The sequence below is a fragment of the Kribbella sp. NPDC059898 genome (assembly GCF_042730855.1).
Taxonomy (GTDB): domain Bacteria; phylum Actinomycetota; class Actinomycetes; order Propionibacteriales; family Kribbellaceae; genus Kribbella.
Map to the genome: position 1 here is coordinate 185581 of NZ_JBHWKR010000011.1, position 21953 is coordinate 207533.

General features: G+C 69.2%; 20 protein-coding genes and 1 tRNA gene. 11 read left to right on the top strand and 10 right to left on the bottom strand.

Translation table 11 applies throughout. The features are described from left to right. Nucleotides 1-5: 5 nt before the first annotated feature. Entirely contained in the window at nucleotides 6-1373 is a 1368-nt protein-coding gene (locus ACFV9C_RS30540) for an FAD-dependent oxidoreductase (protein WP_380198998.1), read from the bottom strand. Nucleotides 1374-1456: 83 nt separating this feature from the next. On the opposite strand from ACFV9C_RS30540, the gene ACFV9C_RS30545 reads away from it, so the two are divergent. Genes ACFV9C_RS30545 through ACFV9C_RS30555 form a run of 3 tightly spaced genes read left to right on the top strand, consistent with a single transcriptional unit; the run spans nucleotide 1457 to nucleotide 3070 of the window. After that, complete coding sequence (locus tag ACFV9C_RS30545; RefSeq protein WP_380198999.1) at nucleotides 1457-1897, top strand: MarR family winged helix-turn-helix transcriptional regulator; 441 nt, start codon at nucleotides 1457-1459, stop codon at nucleotides 1895-1897. A 41-nt stretch (nucleotides 1898-1938) separates the two neighbouring features. Beyond that, nucleotides 1939-2811 (top strand): aminoglycoside phosphotransferase family protein, encoded by an 873-nt coding sequence (locus tag ACFV9C_RS30550; protein WP_380199000.1) that lies wholly within the window; start codon nucleotides 1939-1941, stop codon nucleotides 2809-2811. 52 nt (nucleotides 2812-2863) lie between these two features. After that, nucleotides 2864-3070: a hypothetical protein gene (locus ACFV9C_RS30555; protein WP_380199001.1), complete on the top strand. Its 207-nt coding sequence runs from the start codon at nucleotides 2864-2866 to the stop codon at nucleotides 3068-3070. A gap of 52 nt (nucleotides 3071-3122) precedes the next feature. On the opposite strand, the gene ACFV9C_RS30560 is transcribed toward ACFV9C_RS30555, so the two are convergent. The 6 genes from ACFV9C_RS30560 to ettA all read right to left on the bottom strand — a co-directional run bounded on the left by ACFV9C_RS30560 (nucleotide 3123) and on the right by ettA (nucleotide 7495). Next, nucleotides 3123-4046 (bottom strand): M4 family metallopeptidase, encoded by a 924-nt coding sequence (locus tag ACFV9C_RS30560; RefSeq protein WP_380199002.1) that lies wholly within the window; start codon nucleotides 4044-4046, stop codon nucleotides 3123-3125. A gap of 333 nt (nucleotides 4047-4379) precedes the next feature. Then, nucleotides 4380-4589 carry a hypothetical protein gene (locus tag ACFV9C_RS30565; protein ID WP_380199003.1) on the bottom strand — a complete coding sequence of 70 codons (210 nt, stop codon included), beginning with the start codon at nucleotides 4587-4589 and terminating at the stop codon, nucleotides 4380-4382. Further along, complete coding sequence (locus ACFV9C_RS30570) at nucleotides 4562-4915, bottom strand: dihydrofolate reductase family protein (protein ID WP_380199004.1); 354 nt, start codon at nucleotides 4913-4915, stop codon at nucleotides 4562-4564. The genes ACFV9C_RS30565 and ACFV9C_RS30570 overlap by 28 nt, the downstream gene beginning before the upstream one ends. Continuing rightward, entirely contained in the window at nucleotides 4912-5388 is a 477-nt protein-coding gene (locus ACFV9C_RS30575; protein ID WP_380199005.1) for an SRPBCC domain-containing protein, read from the bottom strand. Before ACFV9C_RS30575 ends, ACFV9C_RS30570 begins: the two co-directional genes overlap by 4 nt. Continuing rightward, complete coding sequence (locus ACFV9C_RS30580; protein WP_380199006.1) at nucleotides 5385-5708, bottom strand: ArsR/SmtB family transcription factor; 324 nt, start codon at nucleotides 5706-5708, stop codon at nucleotides 5385-5387. Before ACFV9C_RS30580 ends, ACFV9C_RS30575 begins: the two co-directional genes overlap by 4 nt. Nucleotides 5709-5812: 104 nt before the next feature. Continuing rightward, nucleotides 5813-7495 (bottom strand): energy-dependent translational throttle protein EttA, encoded by a 1683-nt coding sequence (ettA, locus tag ACFV9C_RS30585; RefSeq protein ID WP_380199007.1) that lies wholly within the window; start codon nucleotides 7493-7495, stop codon nucleotides 5813-5815. 135 nt (nucleotides 7496-7630) lie between these two features. Between ettA and ACFV9C_RS30590 the strand changes: the two genes are divergently transcribed. Beyond that, complete coding sequence (locus ACFV9C_RS30590) at nucleotides 7631-8122, top strand: single-stranded DNA-binding protein (protein WP_380199008.1); 492 nt, start codon at nucleotides 7631-7633, stop codon at nucleotides 8120-8122. An 81-nt stretch (nucleotides 8123-8203) separates the two neighbouring features. After that, nucleotides 8204-8821 carry an SRPBCC family protein gene (locus ACFV9C_RS30595; RefSeq protein ID WP_380199009.1) on the top strand — a complete coding sequence of 206 codons (618 nt, stop codon included), beginning with the start codon at nucleotides 8204-8206 and terminating at the stop codon, nucleotides 8819-8821. Between the two features lie 53 nt (nucleotides 8822-8874). On the opposite strand, the gene ACFV9C_RS30600 is transcribed toward ACFV9C_RS30595, so the two are convergent. Together ACFV9C_RS30600 and ACFV9C_RS30605 are read right to left on the bottom strand one after the other, a co-directional pair. Next, entirely contained in the window at nucleotides 8875-10554 is a 1680-nt protein-coding gene (locus tag ACFV9C_RS30600; RefSeq protein ID WP_380199010.1) for a GTPase, read from the bottom strand. Next, nucleotides 10551-12356: an ABC transporter gene (locus ACFV9C_RS30605; protein ID WP_380199011.1), complete on the bottom strand. Its 1806-nt coding sequence runs from the start codon at nucleotides 12354-12356 to the stop codon at nucleotides 10551-10553. The genes ACFV9C_RS30600 and ACFV9C_RS30605 overlap by 4 nt, the downstream gene beginning before the upstream one ends. Nucleotides 12357-14349: 1993 nt before the next feature. Here ACFV9C_RS30605 and ACFV9C_RS30610 point away from each other — a divergent pair. Beyond that, a complete protein-coding gene (locus ACFV9C_RS30610; RefSeq protein ID WP_380199012.1) occupies nucleotides 14350-15234 on the top strand; it encodes a hypothetical protein in 885 nt (294 codons plus the stop codon). 149 nt (nucleotides 15235-15383) lie between these two features. Here the strand turns inward: ACFV9C_RS30610 and ACFV9C_RS30615 are convergent, their stop codons facing one another. Then, on the bottom strand, nucleotides 15384-17153 hold the full coding sequence (locus ACFV9C_RS30615) for a PrsW family intramembrane metalloprotease (protein WP_380199013.1): 1770 nt from the start codon (nucleotides 17151-17153) through the stop codon (nucleotides 15384-15386). A gap of 163 nt (nucleotides 17154-17316) precedes the next feature. Between ACFV9C_RS30615 and ACFV9C_RS30620 the strand changes: the two genes are divergently transcribed. From ACFV9C_RS30620 to ACFV9C_RS30640, 5 genes are all read left to right on the top strand, one after another. Next, nucleotides 17317-17390: transfer RNA gene (locus ACFV9C_RS30620), tRNA-Arg, on the top strand. A gap of 216 nt (nucleotides 17391-17606) precedes the next feature. Then, entirely contained in the window at nucleotides 17607-19199 is a 1593-nt protein-coding gene (locus tag ACFV9C_RS30625; RefSeq protein ID WP_380199014.1) for an ABC-F family ATP-binding cassette domain-containing protein, read from the top strand. A gap of 90 nt (nucleotides 19200-19289) precedes the next feature. Further along, the gene (gene dnaN / locus ACFV9C_RS30630; RefSeq protein WP_380199015.1) at nucleotides 19290-20423 is read left to right on the top strand and encodes a DNA polymerase III subunit beta; all 1134 of its coding nucleotides are present in this window, start codon (nucleotides 19290-19292) and stop codon (nucleotides 20421-20423) included. 55 nt (nucleotides 20424-20478) lie between these two features. Next, complete coding sequence (locus ACFV9C_RS30635; protein WP_380199016.1) at nucleotides 20479-21252, top strand: maleylpyruvate isomerase family mycothiol-dependent enzyme; 774 nt, start codon at nucleotides 20479-20481, stop codon at nucleotides 21250-21252. Next, nucleotides 21245-21922, top strand: coding sequence for a YdcF family protein (locus tag ACFV9C_RS30640; protein WP_380199017.1), 678 nt, complete (start codon nucleotides 21245-21247; stop codon nucleotides 21920-21922). Before ACFV9C_RS30635 ends, ACFV9C_RS30640 begins: the two co-directional genes overlap by 8 nt. Nucleotides 21923-21953: the final 31 nt, after the last annotated feature.

Below are 21953 nucleotides of genomic sequence, written 5' to 3' on the forward strand. Positions count from 1 at the left end.
GCTCGTCACCTGCCGGCCGGGGCCGGAGTGATCTCCAGCTGGTTTTCCTCCCGGCCGGCGCCGCGGTACGCCATCATCGAGTCCCGCATCCGCCGCTTCAACGGTGGTACGTGGTTCACCGCGCGCATCGCCGTACGCATGCCGGCCAGGGCCAGCCGGCCGATCACCGGCTTGTGCACCGGGTCGTCCGCGGTCATCTGGGCGCGCGACTTGATCACGGCGTCGAACCCGTACTCGATCATCTTCGTCTCGTACTCGCGCACAGCCGCGACCAGTTCACGGCGGCCGTCGCGTACGTCGATCAGCGCGCGGCAGAGGTTCACAGCGTCCCGGAGCGCGGTGTTCGCGCCGACGCCACGGCCCGGCGTCATCGTGTGAATCGCGTCACCGATCAGCGTGACGTTCGTACTGTCCCACTGCTCCAGCGGGACCGACGTCCAGATGTTCACCGGGAAGCAGGTGCCCCGATCGGTGAGCTCGAACATCCGGCGCAGGTTCGGGTGCCAGTCCGGCGTCAGGTCGAGCGCGACCTCGATCAGCTCGTCGCCGGTGAGCTCCATGACGTTCGCGGGCAGCTTGTCCCGGGTCGCCGACAGGCCCCAGTTGATGTAGTCGCGGGTGTTGTCGAACTGCAGGCCCGGCCAGTGCCGGATCAGCTCCTCGGTGTTGCCGCCGATCCCGTGCTTCACGCGCCCGTCGCGGTCCCACTGGAACTCCATCACGTGGATGATGCAGAACAGCCCGCGCGGCGCGTTGATCATCGAGATGCCCTCGAAGACCTTCGGCGACACCAGCTTCACGCTCTCGTCGGTGATCGGCAGCTTGCCCGCGATCGCCACGATCCCGGTCTCCTCGGTCTTCGCCTGCGGCAGGTACTGCCGGCGTACCCGGGACCCTGATCCGTCGGCGGCGACCAGCAGGTCCCCGGTCGCCTCGGTCCCGTCGGCGAAGTACGCCGTCACGTGGTCGTCGTACTGCTCGAAGCGGGTGAACTCCTTGCCGAACTCGACCACGTCCTCGAGGCCGGTCAGCAGCACCTGGCGGAGCGTCATCCGGCTGATCGACTTCTCGCTCTCGACCGGGTCCGTCGACGACGGAACCTCCATCGACAGGACCTCCTTGAAGTCCTCGGTGAGCATGTTGAAGTACTTCGGGTCGCGCGCCTTGGTGGCGACGAACGTGTCGTACAACTCCGGGGGCAGCAGCGAATGCAGCGCGCGGCTGCCGTCCGGGTCGATCCCGACCCGGTAGCCGTGCAGCCCGTCGGTGCGCAGCGCGTCGCGCTCGAACACCGCCACCTCGATCCCCGCCCGCAGCAGTCCGTGCGCCAGCGCGAGCCCGCCGGTCCCGCCGCCGATTACCAGCACCTTCATGTTCTCTCGTCCCTTCAAGTATCTTGGTACTCCGAGTATCTTGGAGATCCGAGAGAAATGCAAGCCCTATGCTGAGGCGGACCATGACCAGTTCCCGCGAAGAGCTCACCGGCGAGATCCAGCAGCGCATGATCCGGCTGATCGCCGAGGTGGTGCTGTTCAACCACGCGATCTCGGCGAAGGTCGGGCTCGGCGCGAGCGACTCCCAGTTCATGACGCTGCTGCAGACGTACGGACCGCTCACCCCGCGGCAGCTCACCGAGCACACCGGCCTGACGTCCGGCACGGTCACCGGCGTCATCGACCGGCTCGAGGCGCACGGCTTCGTCACCCGCCGGCCCGACCCCGCGGACCGGCGGAAGGTCGTCGTCACGCCGTCGCTGGAGGCGATCAACGAGCGGCTCGCCCCGCTGTACGCCGACCAGGGCAACCGGCTGGCCGGCGTACTGGAATCGCGCACCGTCGAGGAACTCGAGACCATCGCCGCGTTCCTCAACGACTCGGTCGCTGAAGCCAGGAGCTAAAGCGATTGAGGGCGTCGGCCTCCTCCGGGAACCTGCTGGACGTGACCGAACTCCCTCAGGACGGCCGCGCCGGCATCGATGCGGCGCTGGTACGGCGACTGATCGCACAGCAGTTCCCCCAGTGGGCCGACCTGCCGGTGACGCCGGTCGCGGTCGACGGGTGGGACAACCGGACGTACCGCCTCGGCTCCGGCCTCACCGCCCGCCTCCCGACAGCCGAGGCGTATGTCGCTGCCGTCGACAAGGAACACGTCTGGCTCCCCCGCCTCGGGCCGGAACTGCCGGTCGAGATCCCTGAGGCTGTCGCGAAGGGCAAGCCCGGTCTGGGCTATCCACACCCCTGGGCCGTTCGACGCTGGATCTCAGGCGAAACGGCGGCACCCGAGACCGTCGACCTGGACGAGTTCGCCCGCTCGGTCGCCGCCTTCGTCCTCGCGCTGCAGAGCGTCGACGCGACCGGCGGCCCACTCGCCGGCGCGCACAGCTTCTATCGCGGCGCATCGCTCGAGCACTACCACGACGAGACGCTCGACGCCCTCGCCGTACTGGACGACACAGGCCTCGCCGGCGAGATCTGGGACGCCGCCCTCGCCGCCTCGTGGGACGGTCCGCCGGTGTGGTTCCACGGCGACATCGCCAGCGGCAACCTCCTCGTCCGCGACGGCCGGCTGTCGGCGGTCATCGACTTCGGTACGTCGGGCGTCGGCGATCCCGCGTGCGACCTGGTGATCGCGTACACGTTCTTCTCCGGCTCGTCCCGCGCGAGCTTCCGCGAGGCTGTCGCTCAGGACGACGCGATGTGGGCCCGCGCCCGCGGCTGGGCGCTCTGGAAAGCGCTGATCACCTACGAGACTTCCGCTGCCAGTCGTCAGGTGCTCGAAGAAGTGCTCGCGGATCATCAAACAAACGCCTGACCTTCGCGTGGGTAGCGCACACTGGTAGCACCCCCACCGAAAGAGCAGATCGATGAGCAACCCCATCCCCCTCCAGGATGGCGGCGCCCAAATACCGGAAGGCCACGTCCTGGTCAGCAGCATCTGCTGGTCCTGTGGCGCCTTGCTAGGCAAGCATGTCCCGCTCCGGCAGCGCCGTCATCAACACTTCACCTGGTCCTGCGAGACCTGCGACGTCGCCTGGGCCGGACCAGGGTCCGACCTGGCGCAGTCGGCCTGATTCGAGCGGGGTCGGTCTCCGGGAGGTCAAGGCCGGCCCCGCCCGTCCTGGATCAACTGATGCCGACCTCGTGGAAGGCTGCCCTGACGGTCTGCGGTGCCTGGCGGGCGACCACGCCGTCCCGCGCCAGGATGCGCGCCATCTCGCTCGCGACGTGCGCCGTGTCGGCGAACACCGCGGTCGGCCAGAGGTTCTGCAGGGTCGCGTACCAGAGCTTCGCCGCGGGGAAGCTGCCGAGATCGGTCGCGATCAGGTAGAACACCCGGTTGATGATCCCGCTGTTGACGTGCGGGTCGCCGTTCGGCACGTAGCCCGCCATGCTGTCGGGCTGCGGGTCCTTGCCGAGCAGCGGATCGTCGTACGCCGTACCCGGGTGCGCCATCGACCGGATCGCCTCGCCGTACAGGTCGTCGGCCATCACGCCCTCACCGATCAGCCAGTTGAACGTACCGGCGTCCTGGCCGCTGACGTACTGGTCGATGCACGCACCCATGATGTCGGAGGTCGCCTCGTTCAGAGCGCCGGTCTGGTCGGTGTACCCGAGGCCGGCGGTGTACTGCGTGACGCCGTGGGTCAGCTCGTGGCCGGGGACGTCGACGTCATTGGTGAAATCCTTGAAGATGACGTTGTCGCCGTTCCCGAACACCATTTCCGAGCCGTCCCAGAACGCATTGTCGTACTGGACCCCGAAATTGACGTTGCCGTCGATGGTCAGGCCGGCGTTGTCGATCGACTCGCGACCGAGCACGTCGTGGTAGAACTTCCGGGTCGCGGTCAGCGCGTCGTACGCGAGGTTGGCGTTCTGGGCCGCGACCGGAGGATCGTCCGGGCCGCGGATCAGCTGGACGTTGACGGTCCACTGGTTCTGGTCGTCGTAGATGGCGATGTCGCTCTTGCCCGGCTGGGGCGGAGTAAGCGTTTGAAGGGTCGCGTAGGTTGCGGCCTTACGCTGTTGCCGCAAAGCCTGGTCGGCCATGGCCGAACGGACGGCCTCGGCCCCGCGGCCCTGCCGCTGCGCGTTCCTCGCGATGTGGTCGGTGATGTGCGGCGGAATGAAAAAACATGTTGGTGTTGCCATCATGATGCTCCTGGAGTCCGAGTGGCGGATGTACCTGCGGCACCCCGCGCACACGGCGGACCCCGCGCGCCCGCGCCCGACCACCCGAGACCTGCCATAACCCCCCACCGCCCCAAGACCGTGGGGCGGTACGGCTACTCCCAGTTGATACCCGGAAACCGTCGTTGTCCATACCGGGAGCTATTCGTTGCAAATACCAACAATGCTTCTCAGTAAATACTCACCAGCATTTCACGTCCGATTTCTTCCGGCCGGTCGGACCAGCGCGGCCACGCCTTCGTACGCGCCGGCCGGCGCGCTACCGACGGTCTGGTACTCGAGCAGCAGCAGGCCGCCCGGAGTCGCCTCGTAGTTCGTGAGTTCGAGCCCCGCGGTCTCCCCCGGCTGATCGAACAACCGCCGCCCATCCCCGATCACCGTCGGCGCAACCACGAGCCGCACGGCATCGACCAGTCCGGCCCCCAATCACCTTCGCCCATCGACGTACTGACGACGTACTTGGGAAGCGAGTTCATCAGCTCGGTGAACGGATCATCAGGATCCGTGATCCGCGGCCAGTCCCGGGCAAACGCCTGATAGGTCCGCCGCCCGAGCAGCAAGCCGCCCGCCAACCGCAACCATTCGGCCGCCCGCCGAACGAACATCTCATCCATGTACGGCACCAGCCAGCCACCCCGCACGAACCCGTCGGTCGTGTCCTCGCTCGGCGACCCCGGCCCCTGGTACACCCCGTCCAGCGTGACGAACTCCGTGAGTACCAGCCTCATGCCTCGACCACCGCCGCGAGCTGCTTGGTCACGGTGCCCCAGCCGTCCGCGAACCCGAGCTCCTCGTGCAACGCCCGCGCCGCCGCCGACCCATGCCGCACGACAACGCGGTAGTCCGTCCCCTCCGTATGCTCCGCGAGCAGCACCTCCGCGGTCATCAGCAACGGCTCCGGATCAGCCGGACGCCAACGGCTGTCGATCGCGTTCGTGAACACCAGCCGCTCGAGCTCCTCCACCACCAGGAAGCTCGCATCCAGATGCGGCCCGAACGCCATACCGTCCTCGCTGAGCTCGGTCACCATCGCGCCGCCCGGCCGCAGCTCCAGGCGCCGTACCCGGCAGACCGCGGGCGCCGGCACCCACCACCGCGCGAACCGCTCCGGATCGCTCCACGCTCTCCAGACCTTCTCCCGCGGCGCCCGGATCAGGCGCTCCACGACCAGGTCCAGCTCCGGATCGAACTCCGCCTTCACATGTCCTCCTCGGTGACCAGGCGCTCCAACCGATCGGTGCGCGCTTCCCAGATCCGCCGTTGCTCGGCCAGCCAGTCGTCGACCACGGCGAGCCGTTCGCGGTTCAGCACGCAGGTCCGCACCCGGCCGGTCTTGACCGTGCGGATCAGCCCGTTCGACTCCAGCGTCCGGACGTGCTTCATGAACGACGGCAGCGTGATCGGGTACTCGGCGGCGAGCTCACCCACACTGGTCGGGCCCCGCCCGAGCCGCCGGATCACGCTCCGCCGGGTCGGGTCGGCGAGCGCGACGAACACTCCATCGACCTCATACTGTGCCATGAGGCTAAGTATTGCGTTCTCTCAATACTTAGCGCAAGGGCTAAGTATTTGACGCCGAAAAACCCCGCCTCCTGGTGGCGGAGACGGGGTCTTTGCGGCGCGCGTCAGTCGCGGGTGAGCTTGCGGTGCGTCACCCGGTGCGGGCGGGCCGCCTCCGGGCCGAGACGCTCGAGCTTGTTCGCCTCGTAGGACGCGAAGTTGCCCTCGAACCAGAACCACTTGGCCTCGTCCTCGTCGGTACCCTCCCAGGCCAGGATGTGGGTCGCGACGCGGTCCAGGAACCAGCGGTCGTGGGACACGACCACCGCACAGCCCGGGAACTCCAGCAGCGCGTCCTCGAGCGACTGCAGGGTCTCGACATCCAGGTCGTTGGTCGGCTCGTCGAGGAGCAGCAGGTTGCCGCCCATCTTCAGCGTCAGCGCCAGGTTCAGCCGGTTCCGCTCACCGCCGGACAGCACGCCGGTCGGCTTCTGCTGGTCCGGGCCCTTGAACCCGAACGAGGCGACGTACGCCCGGCTCGGCATCTCGAAGTTCGCGACCTTGATGTGGTCGAGGCCGTCGGACACCTGCTCCCAGACGGTCTTCTTCGGGTCCAGGCCGCCGCGGGACTGGTCGACGTACGAGATCTTGACCGTCTCACCGAGCTTCAGCGAGCCCGCATCGGGCTGCTCCTCGCCGACGATCATCCGGAACAGCGTCGACTTGCCGACGCCGTTCGGGCCGACCACACCGACGATGCCGGCCCGCGGCAGGCTGAAGCTCAGGCCGTCGATCAGCGTGCGGTCGCCGAATCCCTTGACCAGCTTGGCGGCCTCGAGCACGGTGCTGCCAAGCCGCGGACCCGCCGGGATGTTGATCTCGTCGATGTCCAGCTTGCGGTTGCGCTCGGCCTCGGCGGCAAGCTCCTCGTAGCGCGCAAGCCGGGCCTTGCTCTTGGTCTGCCGGGCCTTCGCGTTCGACCGGACCCACTCGAGCTCGCGCTCCAGGATCTTCTGCCGCTTCGCGTCCTTCTGCCCCTCGACCACGAGCCGCTGCTGCTTGGTCTCCAGGTACTTCGAGTAGTTGCCCTCGTAGCCGTACGTCCGGCCGCGGTCGAGCTCGAGGATCCACTCGGCGACGTTGTCCAGGAAGTACCGGTCGTGGGTGATCGCCATCACGGCGCCCGGGTACTTCTGCAGGTGCTGCTCCAGCCAGAGCACCGACTCGGCGTCCAGGTGGTTGGTGGGCTCGTCGAGCAGCAGCAGGTCCGGCTGCTGGAGCAGCAGCTTGCAGAGCGCGACCCGGCGGCGCTCACCACCGGAGAGGTTGTCGACGATCGCGTCCGGCGGCGGGCAGCGCAGCGCGTCCATCGCCTGCTCGAGCTGGGCGTCGATGTCCCAGGCGTTGCGGTGGTCGAGCTCGGTCTGCAGGTCGCCCATCTCGGCCAGCAGCGTGTCGTAGTCCGCGTCCGGATCGGCCAGCTCGGCGGAGATCTCGTTGAAGCGGTCGAGCTTCTGCTTGGTGTCGCCGACGCCTTCCTCGACGTTCTCCAGCACCGTCTTGCCCTCGGTCAGCGGCGGCTCCTGCAGCAGGATCCCGACCGTCGCGTCCTCGGCCAGCCGCGCCTCGCCGTTGTTCGGGTGCTCGAGCCCGGCCATGATCTTGAACAGCGAGGACTTGCCGGTGCCGTTCGGCCCGACCACGCCGATCTTCGCGCCGATCAGGAAGTTCAGCGTGACGTCGTCGAGAACGACCTTGTCGCCGTACGCCTTCCGGACGTTGCGAAGGGTGTAGATGAATTCCGCCATACCCAGAGCCTATGTGCTCCCCCTGCCCGTTTCCCAACCGGTTGTCCACAGCCGCCCGGTTCATCCCTCCGCATACGCCGCGATCGGTGCACCTTCTCCGTCGACAACGCACCCCTCCGACCGGAAGGCACCCGCATGAGCCTCGGTGACACCTACATCACAGTCGTCGGCAGGATCGGCAGCGAACCGGACTTCAAGGAGCTCGGACAGACACCTCAGGTCAGCTTCCGGCTCGCCTCGACTCCACGCCAGTTCGAGAAGGCCCTCAACACCTACGTGGACAAGCCGACCACCTGGTACACGGTGGAATGCTGGCGAGGCCTGGCCCGCAACGTGTTCGACTCGATCGGCATCGGCCATCCGGTCATCGTGACCGGTCGCCTCCGGACCCACGAATGGACGGACGACTCCGGTGAACAACGCAGTCGCGTCATCCTGGAGGCCTTCTCACTCGGCCACGATCTCAGTCGCGGTACTGCGACCTTCGCCAAGAGCGCGCCGCGCTCCGAATCACTCGGATCCGTCCCACGGACACCCGACGTGAACGCCGCGCCGTACCCGCCCGACGAGTTCTCCGCCACGCCGCTCCCCCTGTCCGCGGAACGCCCGGCGGCGGAGGCGGCATGACTATCTCACCGTTGACTTATATAAGCCCTGCCCGGCATTCTGGGGGCCTACCCAGCAGCCGACCAGGAGAGGGAACCACCCGTGATCGACATCCTCGAGCACATCAACGCGGTCCAGCGCGAGGTCAGCCGGACCGGCGAGACCGTGACGGTGCTGATGCGCCGCACCTACCGGGCCGAGCCTACCGAGGTGTGGGGCGCCCTCACGGACCCCGAGCGGATGGCTCGCTGGTTCATGCCGGTGAGCGGCGACCTGAAGGTCGGCGGCTCGTTCCAGCTGCAGGGCAACGCCGGCGGCGAGATCCTCGAGTGCGATCCGCCGAAGCGCTTCAAGGTGACCTTCGGCGGCCCGACCAGCCTGCTCGAGCTGCGGCTCCTCCCCGGAGCGGGCTCCTCGACCGATCTCGAGCTCGAACACTCCATGGACGGGGCGCCGGCCCCCGGCGGCGCCGGCGCGCTCTGGGTCGGCCCCGGCTGGGACGGCGGCCTGCTCGGCCTCGCGCTCTACGTCACCGGCGAACTGCCGCCGGACGCGGACCCGACCGCGATGGCCAACTCCGCCGAGGTGATCAAGTACAACGAGCAGTGCGTCCGCGCCTGGATCGACGCGGTCCGCGCCTCCGGCACCACCACCGAGGAGGACCTGCTCAGCGCCGCCAAGACCTCGATGGCGCAGTTCGCCCCCGACGCCGAGCTCTGACCCTCCGGAGCGTGCGCCGCCTCGACCCCGGCGCGCGCTGCCGGTGCGGCGCCCTAGTGGCGAGCGGTGGCCAGGCTGTCGCGGCACTTGGTGTACGCCGCGAGCTCCTCGCGCGCCGGCGCCACAACGTGGCTGTCGGCAACCTTCACCAGTTCCTCGCGCAACGCCTTCGACACCTGCCGGGAGCGCCGCAGCGCCCCGTTGGTGGCGAAGACCCGGCAGAGGAAGGAGAGCGCCAGCCCGAGGACGGCGCCACCGACGAGCATGATCCACGCGTACGGCACGCCGTTCAGCTCTGGCAGCGGCGGATCGTTCAGGTGCGCGATTCGCGTTACCAGCAAGGCGATCAGCCACGCGGCACCGCCGAGTGTCACCAGGAACAGCAGCCACTGGACGATCCGGGCGACGCTCCACCAGCCCGGAGTGCTGGACACGCCGAGGTCGGTCCGCGCGACCGCTTGGTCGAGTTCGTCGCCGAGCGATTCCTCGCGCCGGCGGATCGCCGTCCGGACCGAGTCCGCCCACGGCCGCGACAGACCATCGGCGGCCTTGTTCGTGATCGTGCGTACCGCGGCGTCCATCCGGGCCCGCTGCACCGGTGTTGCCGCAGGCAACGAAGAGCGTGCAATGGCGACCTCGCTGGACGCCGACTTCCGCAACGCCTTGCCCTCTTCGCGAGACACCTGGTCGCCGTGCAGCCGCCGCAACGGGTCCGGCCGGAACCGCCCGACCCACTTCGTCAACGGCCACCCGGTCGCCGCACGAGCACGCTGCAGGTAGGAGCGCCGTACGGCGTCCGACACCACCGTCAACCCGCTCGCGTCCGACAACGACTCGACGAGCTCGGTGACATCGGCCTCAGCGATCTCCGGCGTCTTCGCGTTGCCGCACTGGCTCGCCATCCGGTCCGAGACCCGGTCGACATCGGCCGCGAGCCGCTCCCGCGCGGAGCGCTTGTTGCTGACCCGCTTGACCAGCAAGGAGCGAATCTCTTCCAGCCCGTCACCGCTGACCGCCGAGGTGGCAACGATCGTCGGCGACTTCAGCCCGTCCGACTTGATCAGCTTGTCGAGGTCTTCGAGGCAGCTCTTCCGCTGCTCCGGCGTCAGCTTGTCGATGTGGTTCAGCGCGAACACCATCACCCCGGAATGCGAGGCGAACGGTTTGATGTACCGGTTGTGCAGCGCCGCATCGGCGTACTTCTGCGGGTCCACCACCCAGATGAGCAGGTCGACCAGTTCGACCAGGCGGTCGACGATCAGCCGGTGCTCGACTTCGGTCGAGTCGTGGTCGGGGAGGTCGAGCAGGACTAGTCCGTCCAGGTCCTCGGAGTGCGCCTCCTCCAGCGAGCTGCGGTGCTGCACCTGGTGCCGGCGCGGAATGCCCAGCCAGCTCAGGACCTCACCGGCCGGTTCGTCACCCCACACGCAGGCGAGCGGCATCGAGCTGGTCGGCCGGCGTGTTCCGATCGCGGCCAGGTCGAGCCCGGTCAGCGCGTTGAACAGCGACGACTTCCCGGAGCCGGTCGCACCGGCGAGCGCGACCACGGTCAGGTCGCCGGACATCCGCAGCCGTTGGCCGGCGCGATCGACGATCTGCGCGGCCTCGGTGAGCACCACCGGGTCCAGCCGGCCGTCACCGGACTTCGCGGCCGCTTCGAGCGCATCGATCTTCTTCAGGACATCGGTCTCCGCCCGGGCGGGCGTCTCGACCGTATCCACTGTTTCCGTCACGTGCAGTCCTCCACCGCGCGCGCGGCCTCGGTCAGTTGCCTGGCCGTCTCGGCGTCGACCGGATGCTGGTCAAGGACAGGCAGATAGCGGGCGAATTCGGCATCCATCAGGGCACGAACCTTACCGTCAAGGTCCTCGCGTGCCTTGTCCACCATGCCCTGAACTGCCTTGTCGCCGAAAACTGCCTCCAGCAACCGCTGCCCGACGACCGCGCTCCCGACGCCGGCGCTCGTCTGAGCGCCCTTCGGGATGCCTGCCGCACTGGCGAACATGACCACCATCAGCGAAAGGCCGAGCCCGTTGACGCCGTACTCCAGGATCTTCGCCGTCGACTTCTTGTCCGCGCCTTCCTTGCGGACCAGGTCGAGCACGAACGCCTGCCACTCGCGTACCGTCCGGCTGGCCGCGGCCGGGAACTGCTCCGACAACGTTCCGAGCGATGGCACCACATCGTTGCCACCGGCACCGGCCTTCGCAGCCGACGCACCGGCCTTCCCCACCCCCGCGGACTGTCCATCGACCCGAGCGGAGTTCACGCCCGCCGCCTTGTCGGCATCCGCGGCGGCGAGCAACTGGCGCCCGGGCGCCGTCCCCTGCCAGACCTTCTCCGCCCGCTCCGCCGCGGCGGTCGCGTGCTCACTCAGCAACGACTCCAGACCGGACTGGATAGCGTCGCGGACGTCGCGGGTCTCCGCCGGCTTGTTGCCCAGCGAGCTCTTCAGCCGGTCGCGCAACCGTCCGCCGTTGGACTGCAGCCCCTTCAGCAGTTCGCCGGTCCCGACGAACTGCTGCCACCGCGCAAGCACCTCGCCGCGCAGCAACGTCCCGTCCTGGCCCGCCTTCGCGATGTCCTTGACACCCTGGTCGTACGCCGACTCCACCGAGGACCGCAGCTCGAGCGCCGTCTCGGCCTGCGCCTTGACCGCGGCCGCGAACGGCGCCGTCTTCTTCACCATCGCGCTGACCGCACCCTGCAAGGTCCGCCGTACGACACCCGCCCGCGCCTCGGCGTCGGCCGCCAGATCGATCAGCCAGTCCTTGATCCCGGCAACGACCGGCTGCGGCAACATCCCGTTGCCGTCCACAACCGTCTCCTGGATCGAGAACAGCGGCGAGTCACCCAGCCCGCGCTCGAGCAGCATCTGCGCGAGGTGCCCGGTGATGTCGTCGATCGTCTCGCTCGGCGCCCGGTCCAGCACCACGGCAACCGCCGTACTGCGGTCCGACGCGCTCTGCAGGAACTCCCATGGGACCGCGTCGGAGTACCGCGCCGCCGTCGTGACGAACAACCAGAGGTCGGCGGCCGCGAGCAACTGCGTCGCGAGATCACGGTTCGCCTCGACCACGGAGTCGATGTCCGGCGCGTCCAGGATCGCCAGCCCGCGCGGCACACTCTCGGCCGCCACGAGCCGCAGCTGTCCCGCGTCCTCCATGCCACCCGGCTCTTCGGACGCGGTCCGCGCCATCCCCGGCAACACCCGGTCCCCGACGAACCAGTCCGCATCCGCCGGGTGATGAATCAACACCGGCGAACGCGTAGTCGGCCGCAACACACCCGGCTCACTGACGACCTTGCCGATCACCGTGTTCACCAGCGTCGACTTGCCGGCTCCCGTAGACCCACCAACCACCGCAAGAATCGGAGCTTCCAACTGCACCAGCCGCGGCAACAAGTAGTCGTCCAGCTGATCCAGCATGGCCTTCTGCTGCTGCCGAGCCTCATCAGCCCCCACCACCTCAAGCGGCAACTGACTCCCCGCCAACACCCCCCGCAACTTCATCAACGCAGTAATCAAAGCCATAGCAGCCTGCTCAGCCGCCAACTTCCCAGCCAACTCTTCCGCAGTCAGCTCCCGCTCATCCCCACCACCAGACGCATCCCCATCCCCACTACCGGATGCATCCCCACCACCAGACTCGCCCGCACCACCAGACGAATCCCCACCATCGGACGCGCCCGCACCATCGGACGCATCCCCAGCACCGGACGCGCCCGCACCCTCAGCAACGCCCGCACCCTCACCCGCGCCGCCACCGCCGGCCCCCTCGGAACCGCCGGACCCATCCCCACCCTCAGCCGCAACCCCACCCTCGAACGCTGCGCCACCACCCGACACAGCATTGTCGCCAGCCGCAGCACCATCCCCAGACCCGCCAGCCCGATCGGACACAGCCCCCTCGGACACAGCCCCCTCGGACGCAGCACCCTCGTCAGGCCTCGCCCCATCCTCGGACGCCGCCCCATCCTCAGGCGCAGACTCGTCCTGGGACGCAGAGCCCTCAGCGTCACCATCCGCAGCCACGGCCTCCGCCCCTGCAGCACCCTCAGCAGAGCTTTCCCCACCATCCGCCTGGCTCGCCCCAGCTCCCGCAGCCGCAGTCCCAGCCGCAGCCACCGCCGCAGCACCAACCGCAGCCTGGGTCCGGTCCTCAGCCTCATCTACAGCCGCACCACTGCCAGCGCCGCCAGAGCCGCCCTCGTCCCCGCCAGCGTCCCCAGAGCCGCCCTCAGCCCCGTCAACACCCTCAGCAGCGCTCTCTCCACCGGACGCGCCGTCAACACCAGCACCTACCGCAGAACCGTCAGTGTCTTCCTCGGAGACCGCATCAGAACCACCGCCCGTTCCACCGTCCGAGCCAACTGCATCATCCGAACGACTCCCCGAGGCCGAGCCACCCGCCCCCACACCTGCGAAGCCGTCACCAACGCCACTAGCACCCGCATCGTCCGAGGCACCATCCGAGGTACCGTCCACCGACCCGCTCGCCGCGTGTTCCGCACCCGCGTCAGCAGCCCGCTCCGAGGACTCCGGCGTACCGCCCGAGGCATCATCCGCACCGGAAGCATCCTCCGCCGACCCAGCTGCACCAGCCTCATCCACCGGCTCGACGACCTCCGCGCCAGACGCCTCAGCCCCCGACCCGCCCACCGCCGCATCAGCCACACCGTCCGCGTCAGCCACACCGTCGGCACCGGTTGCGCCGTCGGCGGGGTCGGCCTCACCCGCGGGAGTCGCACCGCTGTCTGGGCCAACTGCGCCGGGCCTACCGTCTGCACGGTCACCTGCAGCGGCCATGCCCTCGCTCGTACCGGCTCCGGTCTCACCCGGCGCATCATCCGCAGCCTCGGGTCCCACTCCGCCTGTCCCAGCGCCTACCCCGTCGGCATCCAGCGCGTCCCCGGCCACCGCATTGGCATCCACCGCATCGCCGTCCACCGCATCGGCATCCACCGCGTCACCATTCACCGTGTCGGCGTCCACCGCATCCCCGGCCACCGCGTGAGCGGCGGTTGCGGCGTCTGCGCGAGCATCTGCTCCGTCTGGGGCATCCGCCGGAGTGGGTTCGACTACGTCGGAAGCCTCGTCGGCCGAGCCGGACACCGCGGCGCCTGCGGCGGTGTCGTACGAGCCGGACGCAGCTCTGCTGACCGTACTGGCGTCCTCGGCGTCGGCATCCGCCGGAGCTTGTGCACGCGGGTCTGCAGCGACGGGCGCGGAATCCACCGGGGCCTCGGGCTCGGACCCGTCCGGAGTCGAGGGCGGCCGGCTGGCTTCCTTCGGCAGGCCCACGATGATGTTGCCGTACTCGAGCGGGAATCCGTCCGCCGATTCGTCAGGCTCGTAGACAACGCCCACTGATGGACGGGACGCGGCGTCCCGCGGAGTCGCTGGTACTGCGGATTCGTCCACGGCCAGGGCTGCGGTACCGCCGGCCGTCGACGTGTTGGCTGAGGCGTCACCGGTCGACTTGCCCGTCGTACCGGCGCTCGCCGAGCCATCCGTGGTGCTATTCGTGGTGCCAGTCGCCGTCCCCGCGGTCGCCTCGTCGGTTGACGCGTTGGGCTGGGAGGTGGTGGCCGTTGCTCCGTTGGCCGGTGAGGCGTCGGTGGGTTCGGCAGAGGTGTCTGGGGTGGAGCTGGTCGCGTCCGCAGTCGCACCGCTGTCAGTCGCGCTGTCGGGACGGGCGGTGTCCACTGCGCCGGCTTGCGGCTCGCCGGCCGGGTCAGCGTCGGTTCCCGAGGTCGCCGGGGAGGCTGCGGTGCCGTCGACGGTGCCGACTGCCTTTGCCGCCTGCGCCGTCGAGTCCGAGGCTGCGGACGAGTCGGTGGCTGCAGCTCCACCGCCGGCGCCGGGCGCGTCCGAGGCGGCCGCTGGATTGTCTGCGCCAGTCGCGGCCGAGGTGCCCGCGGTCGAGGCATCGCTGGACGCGGAGGTCTCGCCGGACACCGGCCCGCTCGGCGCGGTGGCTCCGCCGCCACTGGATGCGCCGCCGGTCGCGGAGGCGGAGTTCTCGCCGGGTGCGGAGGCGCCGCTTGACGCGGTGCCGTCACCGGACAGGGACGCTTCGCTCGACGCGGAGGCGTCTCCAGACACGGGGGTGCCGCCTGACGTGAGGGTGTCTCCGGATGTGGAGGCCCGACCGGACGCGGAGGTCTCGCCGGACGCCGAGGTCTCGCCGGGCGCGGAGGCGTCGGCGGGCGTGGGGGTGCCGGTCGGCGTGGGGGTGCTCGGGGTGGTTTTGTCCGCGTTGGGGGTGGCGGGGGGTGGGGTTGACGCGGGCGGGGTTGGTTCGGTGGGGGGTGTGGGGTCGGGGGTGCGTTTGCGGCGGCGGCGCCAGAAGCCGCGGGGTTTGGGGGTGGACTGGGCGATCAGGTTCGCCAGCTCCTGGGCAGGCTGATCCTGGTTCGGAACCCGCGGTTCCGAACCTTCACCTGCTGCTGACCTGGTGTCAGCCACGACGTCCGCCCACGAGCACAGAGTGCCCGGTCGGACAGCGCGGAAGCAAAGTCATCGTCATCCCCGTTTGGCGGCGTGGACGGGTGGCAGTCACTGCGGTGGAGGATACGGACCGTATCCTCCCGGCGGTCCTTGTTGGCCGGGGGGTCCCGGCGGGTATCCGGGCTGACCGGCTTCCTGGCCGGATTGCCCGGCCGAATACCCCGAATGCTCGGGCGGAACCACGTCCTGCGTGGATGCACCCGGACCCATCGGAGCACCTGGTGCCAGAGGCGTGCCAGGCCCCATCGGGCCACCCGATCCGCGGGGAGCATCAGGTCCAATGGACCCGGCAGGACCCATCGGAGCACCCGGGCCCGGAGCGCCGGGACCCATCGGGCCGCCAGGTCCCATCGGAGCACCCGGGCCCATGGACCCGCCAGGACTCATCGGAGCACCCGGGCCGGGAGCGCCGGGACCCATCGGGCCGTCAGGTCCCATGGGTACACCCGGTCCCATGGACCCGCCAGGAACCATCGGGCCACCCGGGCCTATCGGAGCGTTCGGTCCGAGGGCAGCACCCGGTCCCATCGGAGCACCTGGGCCCATGGGGGCGGTGGCGTAGGAGGGGGCGGCTTGGGCGAAGGCGGGCATGGGGGGGAAGGGGACGCTCGGGCGGCGGTCGCGGAGTTCGTCGAGGAGGGACTTCTCGGTTTCGAGGGCGTCGGGGCCGATGACCTGGCGGACGATCTTGTCGCGCAGGTACGCCAGTTCGGTCGCGTTGTGCTGGAACGCCTTCGCGGCGGCCTCCGCCTGTGGGCCGTACCGGCGGGCGTTCTGCCGCAGCGCCTTGCGGCCGCGGAGGGTCGCGATCAGTGGTACGTCCTGCGGTATCAGCCACCCGAACCGCACGTAGTCGTACAGCCTGGACGCAATCATCTGCCCCTCCCGTGATCGCATCACCAGCGCGAACACCACCAGGCAGATGAACAGCGGCACCATCAGGCACAGGTACGCGAGGATGAAGCCGCCACCGCCGGCCCAGCTCGCGGAGGCGTTCCACGAGGCGTGCGCCAGTACGGCGGCCAGGTACCCGACGACCGGCGCCAGGAAACGGACGACGGTACTTCGGTGCCGTACCGCGACGCCGATCCCGATCGCGGTGAACGACGTGAAGAGCGGATGCGCGAACGGCGAGATCACGCCGCGGACGATGAACAGCGCGAACGCGCCCTTGAGGCCCGCGTCGCTGCCGGCCTCCTCGGAGAGCGTGTTGAAGACGCGGCCGTAATACAGGATGTTCTCGGTGAAGGCGAAGCCGACGCCGACCATCCCGGCGTACACCAGGCCGTCGATGATGCCGTCGAACTCCTTGCGGCGCAGCAGCGCCAGCAGCAGGATCACGGAGCCCTTCGCGAACTCCTCGACCGGCGGCGCGACGAAGACGGCGGACCGGTCGCCGCCGACGCCGGTCTCGGCCAGCCGGTGCGACACCTCGGTGTTGATGAAGATCGCGACCAGCGTCGCGATGAAGGCGCCCCAGCAGAGCGCGAAGACGATGTACCTCGTCGGCTCGGGCTCGTAGCGGTCCAGCCAGAGGTACAGCGCGATGACCGGGATGACCGGGACGAACGCGAACACGAGGCCCCAGGTGAAGCCGCCCGCACCGGTCGACTTGGCCACCACGCCGAAGATCACCAGGCCGGCGATCGCGAACAGCACCGCGATCACGATGCCGATCAGCACGCCCCGGTTCCGCCGCTGGCCGGGGACCGGGTGGTTCCCGAGCGCGTTGGGCTGCGGATAGGGGCCGCCGGGCGCGTACGCCGACCCAGCCGCGGGTTGCGGCGGGCCGGACGGGCCTGGTGAGGGGTAACTCATGCACCGCAGCCTAGTTGGGGTCAAGATCCATCGGCAGGACCACCCACTCAGCGTTACCGGGATGGAACGACATCCCTGTACTTCGGCGCCGCGCCGGAGCACCGTGATCGGTAACCCGGAGGCGGGATCGCCCGGGTATCTGAGAGACTCTTCCCTGCCGTACGCCCCCGTAGCTCAGCTGGATAGAGCGACAGACTTCTAATCTGTGGGTCGCAGGTTCGAATCCTGCCGGGGGCGCTGCCGGCCTCGCCGCGGTTGTGACTGCAATCACATGCTAGGGTCGAGGCGTGGAGATCGAGGTCGACAGAATCTAGCCGCCGGACTGCCGGTGGCCTTGACCTCTCTTACTGGTCCGCCCTTCGTGGGCGTCTGCCCGGGCATGTCCGGATCGCGTCGATCCGTCTCCCGGGTCGCCTGTGCGCGACCCGACTCCCCGAAAGCAGATACACACGTATGTCTTCCAAGTCCGCGATCTCGCTGCGCAATCTCACCTTCGAATGGCCGGACGGCGCCGTGGCGCTGGCCGGCGTGACCGGCACCATCAGTGCCGGGCGTACCGGTCTGATCGGCCGCAACGGCGCCGGCAAGTCGACGCTGCTCCGGCTGATCGCCGGTGTACTGCGGCCGACGGCCGGCCACCTCGACACCGCCGGCGAGGTCGGGTACCTGCCGCAGACGTTGGCGTTGCGCCAGGACGCAACGGTCGCCGAGTTGCTCGGGATCGACGCGATCGTCACGGCGATCCGCGCGATCGAGGCGGGCGACGCCGACGAACGGCACTTCGACACGATCGGCGACGACTGGGACATCGAGGCCCGGGCCGCGGAGGCGCTCGACCAGCTCGGGTTCTCCGCCGCCGACCTCGACCGCCGGGTCGCGGAGGTGTCCGGCGGTGAGGCGATGCTGATCGCGATCACCGGCCTGCGCGTCCGCCGTACGCCGATCACCTTGCTCGACGAGCCGACGAACAACCTCGACCGGCCGACGCGCGCCAAGCTGGCCGAGTTCGTGGACAACTGGCCCGGAACGCTCGTCGTCGTCAGCCACGACCTCGAACTGCTGGAGCACATGGAGAACACCACCGAGCTGTACGCCGGGACTCTCGACACGTACGGCGGTCCGTACAGCGCCTGGAAGGAACACCGGGAGCAGGAGCAGGCCGCAGCGGTCCAGGCCGCCCGTAGCGCGCAGCAGACGCTCAAGGTCGAGAAACGGCAGCGGGTCGAGGCCGAGACCAAGCTGGCGCGCCGTGAGCGTACGGCGAAGAAGACGCAGCAGCAGGGCGGTATCCCGAAGATCCTGGCGGGCAACCGTGCGAGTAAGGCGCAGGCCTCAGCCGGGGCGATGCGTTCCACGCTCGACGACAAGGTGCAGGCCGCGCAGGCGGCTGTCGACGCGGCGGACGCCCGCGTACGGCAGGACGAGCACATCCACCTCGTGCTGCCGGACCCCGACGTACCGCGAGGACGCCGAATCGCTGAGCTGTACGACGAGGACCGCACGATCGTGGTGCAAGGTCCTGAGCGCGTAGCACTCGTGGGAGCGAACGGCACCGGCAAGTCGACGCTGATCTACCAGCTGATCCGTGGGGCCGCAGCAACGCCTGGCAGGCCGCACGGGCGGCTGCTGACCGATCTGGTCGGCTATCTCCCGCAGCGGCTCGACGGGCTCGACGACGACGCCAGTGCGATCGCGAACGTGCAAGCGGTCGCTCCTGGCCTGCCGACAAGCACCATCCGCAACCAGCTGGCCCGGCTGCTCCTACGCGGTGACAGTCCGGACAGGCCGGTGCACACACTGTCCGGCGGCGAGCGTTTCCGGGTATCGCTGGCACGGCTGCTGCTGGCAGAGCCACCTGCGCAACTGCTCGTGCTGGACGAGCCCACCAACAACCTGGACATCGCCAGCGTGGAGCAGCTCGCAGAAGCGCTCGATGCGTACCGCGGCGCCCTCCTAGTGGTCAGCCACGACAACGCGTTCCTGCAACGCATCCGGGTCGACACAGTCCTGGAGCTCGACAGGAACGGTCGGCTCTCAAGGAGTTGACCCGTTCTCGGTGCGGCGAGATCAGCTGCGGTCCAAGAATTGTCGGTGGCGCCTGATTGGCTGGTTCCTCTCGATGGGGAGGAGCTGGGAATGAAGGTTCGGGTCGGGCGTGAGGTGCTGGCCGAGGCGGTCGGGTGGGTGGCACGCGGGCTGCCGAGCCGGCCGAGTGTGCCGATTCTCGCCGGGATGGTGGTCGACGCGGCGGACGGTCAGGTGACGGTGTCCGGGTTCGACTACGAGAGTTCGGCGCAGGTCAGCGTGCCGGCGGAGGTGGCCGACGAGGGGCGGGCGCTGGTCTCCGGGCGGTTGCTGTCGGACATCTGCAAGAGCATGCCGCTCGACACGGTGGAGCTGACGGCGGAGACCGCGCGGGTCCACGTGAGCAGCGGTGCCGCCCGATTCGTCCTTCATACCCTGCCGCTCGACGAGTACCCGCCGCTTCCGGAGATCCCGGCAGCGAGCGGCCTCGTCGACGGCGAGGTGTTCCAGCGCGCGGTGACGCAGGTGATCAGCGCGGCGGGGCGCGACGACACGCTGCCGGTGTTCACCGGGATCCGGCTGGAGATCCGCGGCTCGACGATCTCACTGCTGGCCACCGACAGGTACCGGCTGGCCGTCCGGACGTTCGAGTGGCAACCGGTCGACGCCGGCATCGAGGCGAACGCACTCGTCCCGGCCAAGCGACTGCTGGACGTTGCGAAGGCGATGGCCGGTCACGAGTTCACGCTCGCGCTCGGTTCGACCCGTACAGGGGACGGGTTGATCGGGTTCGAGGGCGGCGGCCGGCACGCGACCAGCCGGCTGATCGACGGCGAGTTCCCGAGGGTCCGCGGGCTGATCCCCGTGCCGACGGCGATCACGTCGACGGTCACCGTGCAGACCGCGGCACTCGCCGAGGCAGTGAAACGGGTCGCGCTGGTGGCGGAGCGGTCGGCGCCGGTGCGGCTCACGTTCGCGGACGGTACGGCGACGCTCGACGCCGGCAACGGTGAGGAGGCGCAGGCTTCGGAGTCCGTGGAGGTCTCGCTCACCGGCGACCCGGTGGTGACCGGGTTCAACGCCGGTTACCTGCTCGACGGCCTGGCCTCACTCGGTACGCCGGTCGCGCACTTCGCCTTCACCCAGCCGATCAAGCCGGCCAACCTGACCGGCCTGCACTCCCCCGAGGACGCGCCGACCGCCGACTCCGCGTACATCCTGATGCCGATGCGCCTGCCGACCTGATGTCAAACTGCCGCCACCGGCTCCGACCAACGGGCAACCGGTCAAGGAGGAGCAGATGGAGTTCGAGCAGCACTGCGCACTGATCGTCGAGCAAGCCGAGTTGCTGGGCGCCCACCTGACCACAGGCAAGGACCTGGGCCAGGCCGTCCCGTCCTGCCCCGGGTGGAACGTCGGTCAGCTGGTCCGTCACGTCGGCGGAGCCCACCGCGAGGCGACGGTGGTCGCGCGGACCGGTGCGGCACCGCCGGAGGACGAGTTCCGCGACCCGACGCACTGGTACGCCGACCCGGCCGACCGCACCGACGACGCGCTCGACGAGCTCGCCGGGTGGATCGTCGACGGCGCACGCGAACTGGCGGATGCACTCCGGGCCGCCGGTCCCGACGTACCGATCGAGATGCCGGTCGACGATCCGACCACCCGGTTCACCGCGCGGCGCATGACGCACGAGACCGTCATGCACCGCGCCGACGCGGCGCTCGCGCTCGGGATTCCGTACGAACTGACGCCCGAGGTGGCGGCGGACGGGATCGACGAGTGGATGGAGCTCGGTGCGCTGCCGTTCCACTTCGACGTGCATCCGTGGATGCGCGAGCTGCTCGGCCCGGAGCGCACGCTGAAGTTCGACGCGCCGGAGCAGGCGTGGGTCGTCGACCTGACCGGCGACGTGATCCGCTGGCGGCACAGCGACGAACCGACCGCGGTCACGGTCCACGGCCCGGTCACCAACCTCCTGCTACACCTGTACAAACGCAGTACCGACAAGACCGTCGCGGAGGGCGACACCACCTTGCTCGACTACTACCTGGAGCGCGTCAGCTTTGGATGAGGAAGTGATCGCCCGGTACCTCGCGCGGCGGGATCCGGTCGAGCGGCCGGATGTCGTCGTACTGATGGGCTCGGCAGTCATCGAGTCGGTCGAGATCGCGGCCGACGCCTGCCGTGAGTACGACGTACCCGTCCTGATCAGCGGCGGGATCGGGCACTCGACGCGGTACCTCGACGAGGCGGTCCGGCGACGTGGGCTCGACGTCGCGACGGGACGGCCGGAGGCGCACGTGTTCCGGGACCTGCTGATCAGGGCCGGTATCGAGCGGGTCACCATCGAGGATCGGTCCACCAACTGCGGCGAGAACGCCGAGTTCACCCGCCGCCTGATCGACACTCCGCAGACGCTGCTGCTGATCCAGGACCCGACGATGCAACGCCGTACGCACGCCTGCTTCGTCCGCTCGTTCGCCGACCTCCCCGGTACGACGCTGCTCAGCCAGGCCCCGATCATCCCGTGGATCGGCCCCGATCACGTCGGCACCGGCCCGGGCGCCCCGGAGATCTGGTCGCGAGACCGCTTCCGGTCCCTGCTACTCGGCGAGATCCACCGCCTGTCGCCCGACGGCTACGGACCCGACGGCCGGAACTTCATCGACCGCGTCGAGATCCCGCCCGAAGTCCTTGCCGCGTACAACCGTCTCCTCGCCGGGAATGTCATCCGGAGGTAGCACGACGGGATCGTCCTCAGGGTTGACGATC

Excerpts from the sequence above, each read along its gene's own strand:
- ACFV9C_RS30580 (WP_380199006.1), bottom strand. The coding sequence starts at position 5,708 with ATGGCACAGTATGAGGTCGATGGAGTGTTCGTCGCGCTCGCCGACCCG.
- ACFV9C_RS30570 (WP_380199004.1), bottom strand. The coding sequence starts at position 4,915 with ATGAGGCTGGTACTCACGGAGTTCGTCACGCTGGACGGGGTGTACCAG.
- ACFV9C_RS30560 (WP_380199002.1), bottom strand. The coding sequence starts at position 4,046 with ATGGCCGACCAGGCTTTGCGGCAACAGCGTAAGGCCGCAACCTACGCG.
- ACFV9C_RS30625 (WP_380199014.1), top strand. The coding sequence starts at position 17,607 with ATGTCTTCCAAGTCCGCGATCTCGCTGCGCAATCTCACCTTCGAATGG.
- ACFV9C_RS30545 (WP_380198999.1), top strand. The coding sequence starts at position 1,457 with ATGACCAGTTCCCGCGAAGAGCTCACCGGCGAGATCCAGCAGCGCATG.
- ACFV9C_RS30590 (WP_380199008.1), top strand. The coding sequence starts at position 7,631 with ATGAGCCTCGGTGACACCTACATCACAGTCGTCGGCAGGATCGGCAGC.
- ACFV9C_RS30605 (WP_380199011.1), bottom strand. The coding sequence starts at position 12,356 with ATGGCTTTGATTACTGCGTTGATGAAGTTGCGGGGGGTGTTGGCGGGG.
- ACFV9C_RS30615 (WP_380199013.1), bottom strand. The coding sequence starts at position 17,153 with ATGAGTTACCCCTCACCAGGCCCGTCCGGCCCGCCGCAACCCGCGGCT.
- ACFV9C_RS30555 (WP_380199001.1), top strand. The coding sequence starts at position 2,864 with ATGAGCAACCCCATCCCCCTCCAGGATGGCGGCGCCCAAATACCGGAA.
- ACFV9C_RS30635 (WP_380199016.1), top strand. The coding sequence starts at position 20,479 with ATGGAGTTCGAGCAGCACTGCGCACTGATCGTCGAGCAAGCCGAGTTG.
- ACFV9C_RS30540 (WP_380198998.1), bottom strand. The coding sequence starts at position 1,373 with ATGAAGGTGCTGGTAATCGGCGGCGGGACCGGCGGGCTCGCGCTGGCG.
- ettA (WP_380199007.1), bottom strand. The coding sequence starts at position 7,495 with ATGGCGGAATTCATCTACACCCTTCGCAACGTCCGGAAGGCGTACGGC.
- dnaN (WP_380199015.1), top strand. The coding sequence starts at position 19,290 with ATGAAGGTTCGGGTCGGGCGTGAGGTGCTGGCCGAGGCGGTCGGGTGG.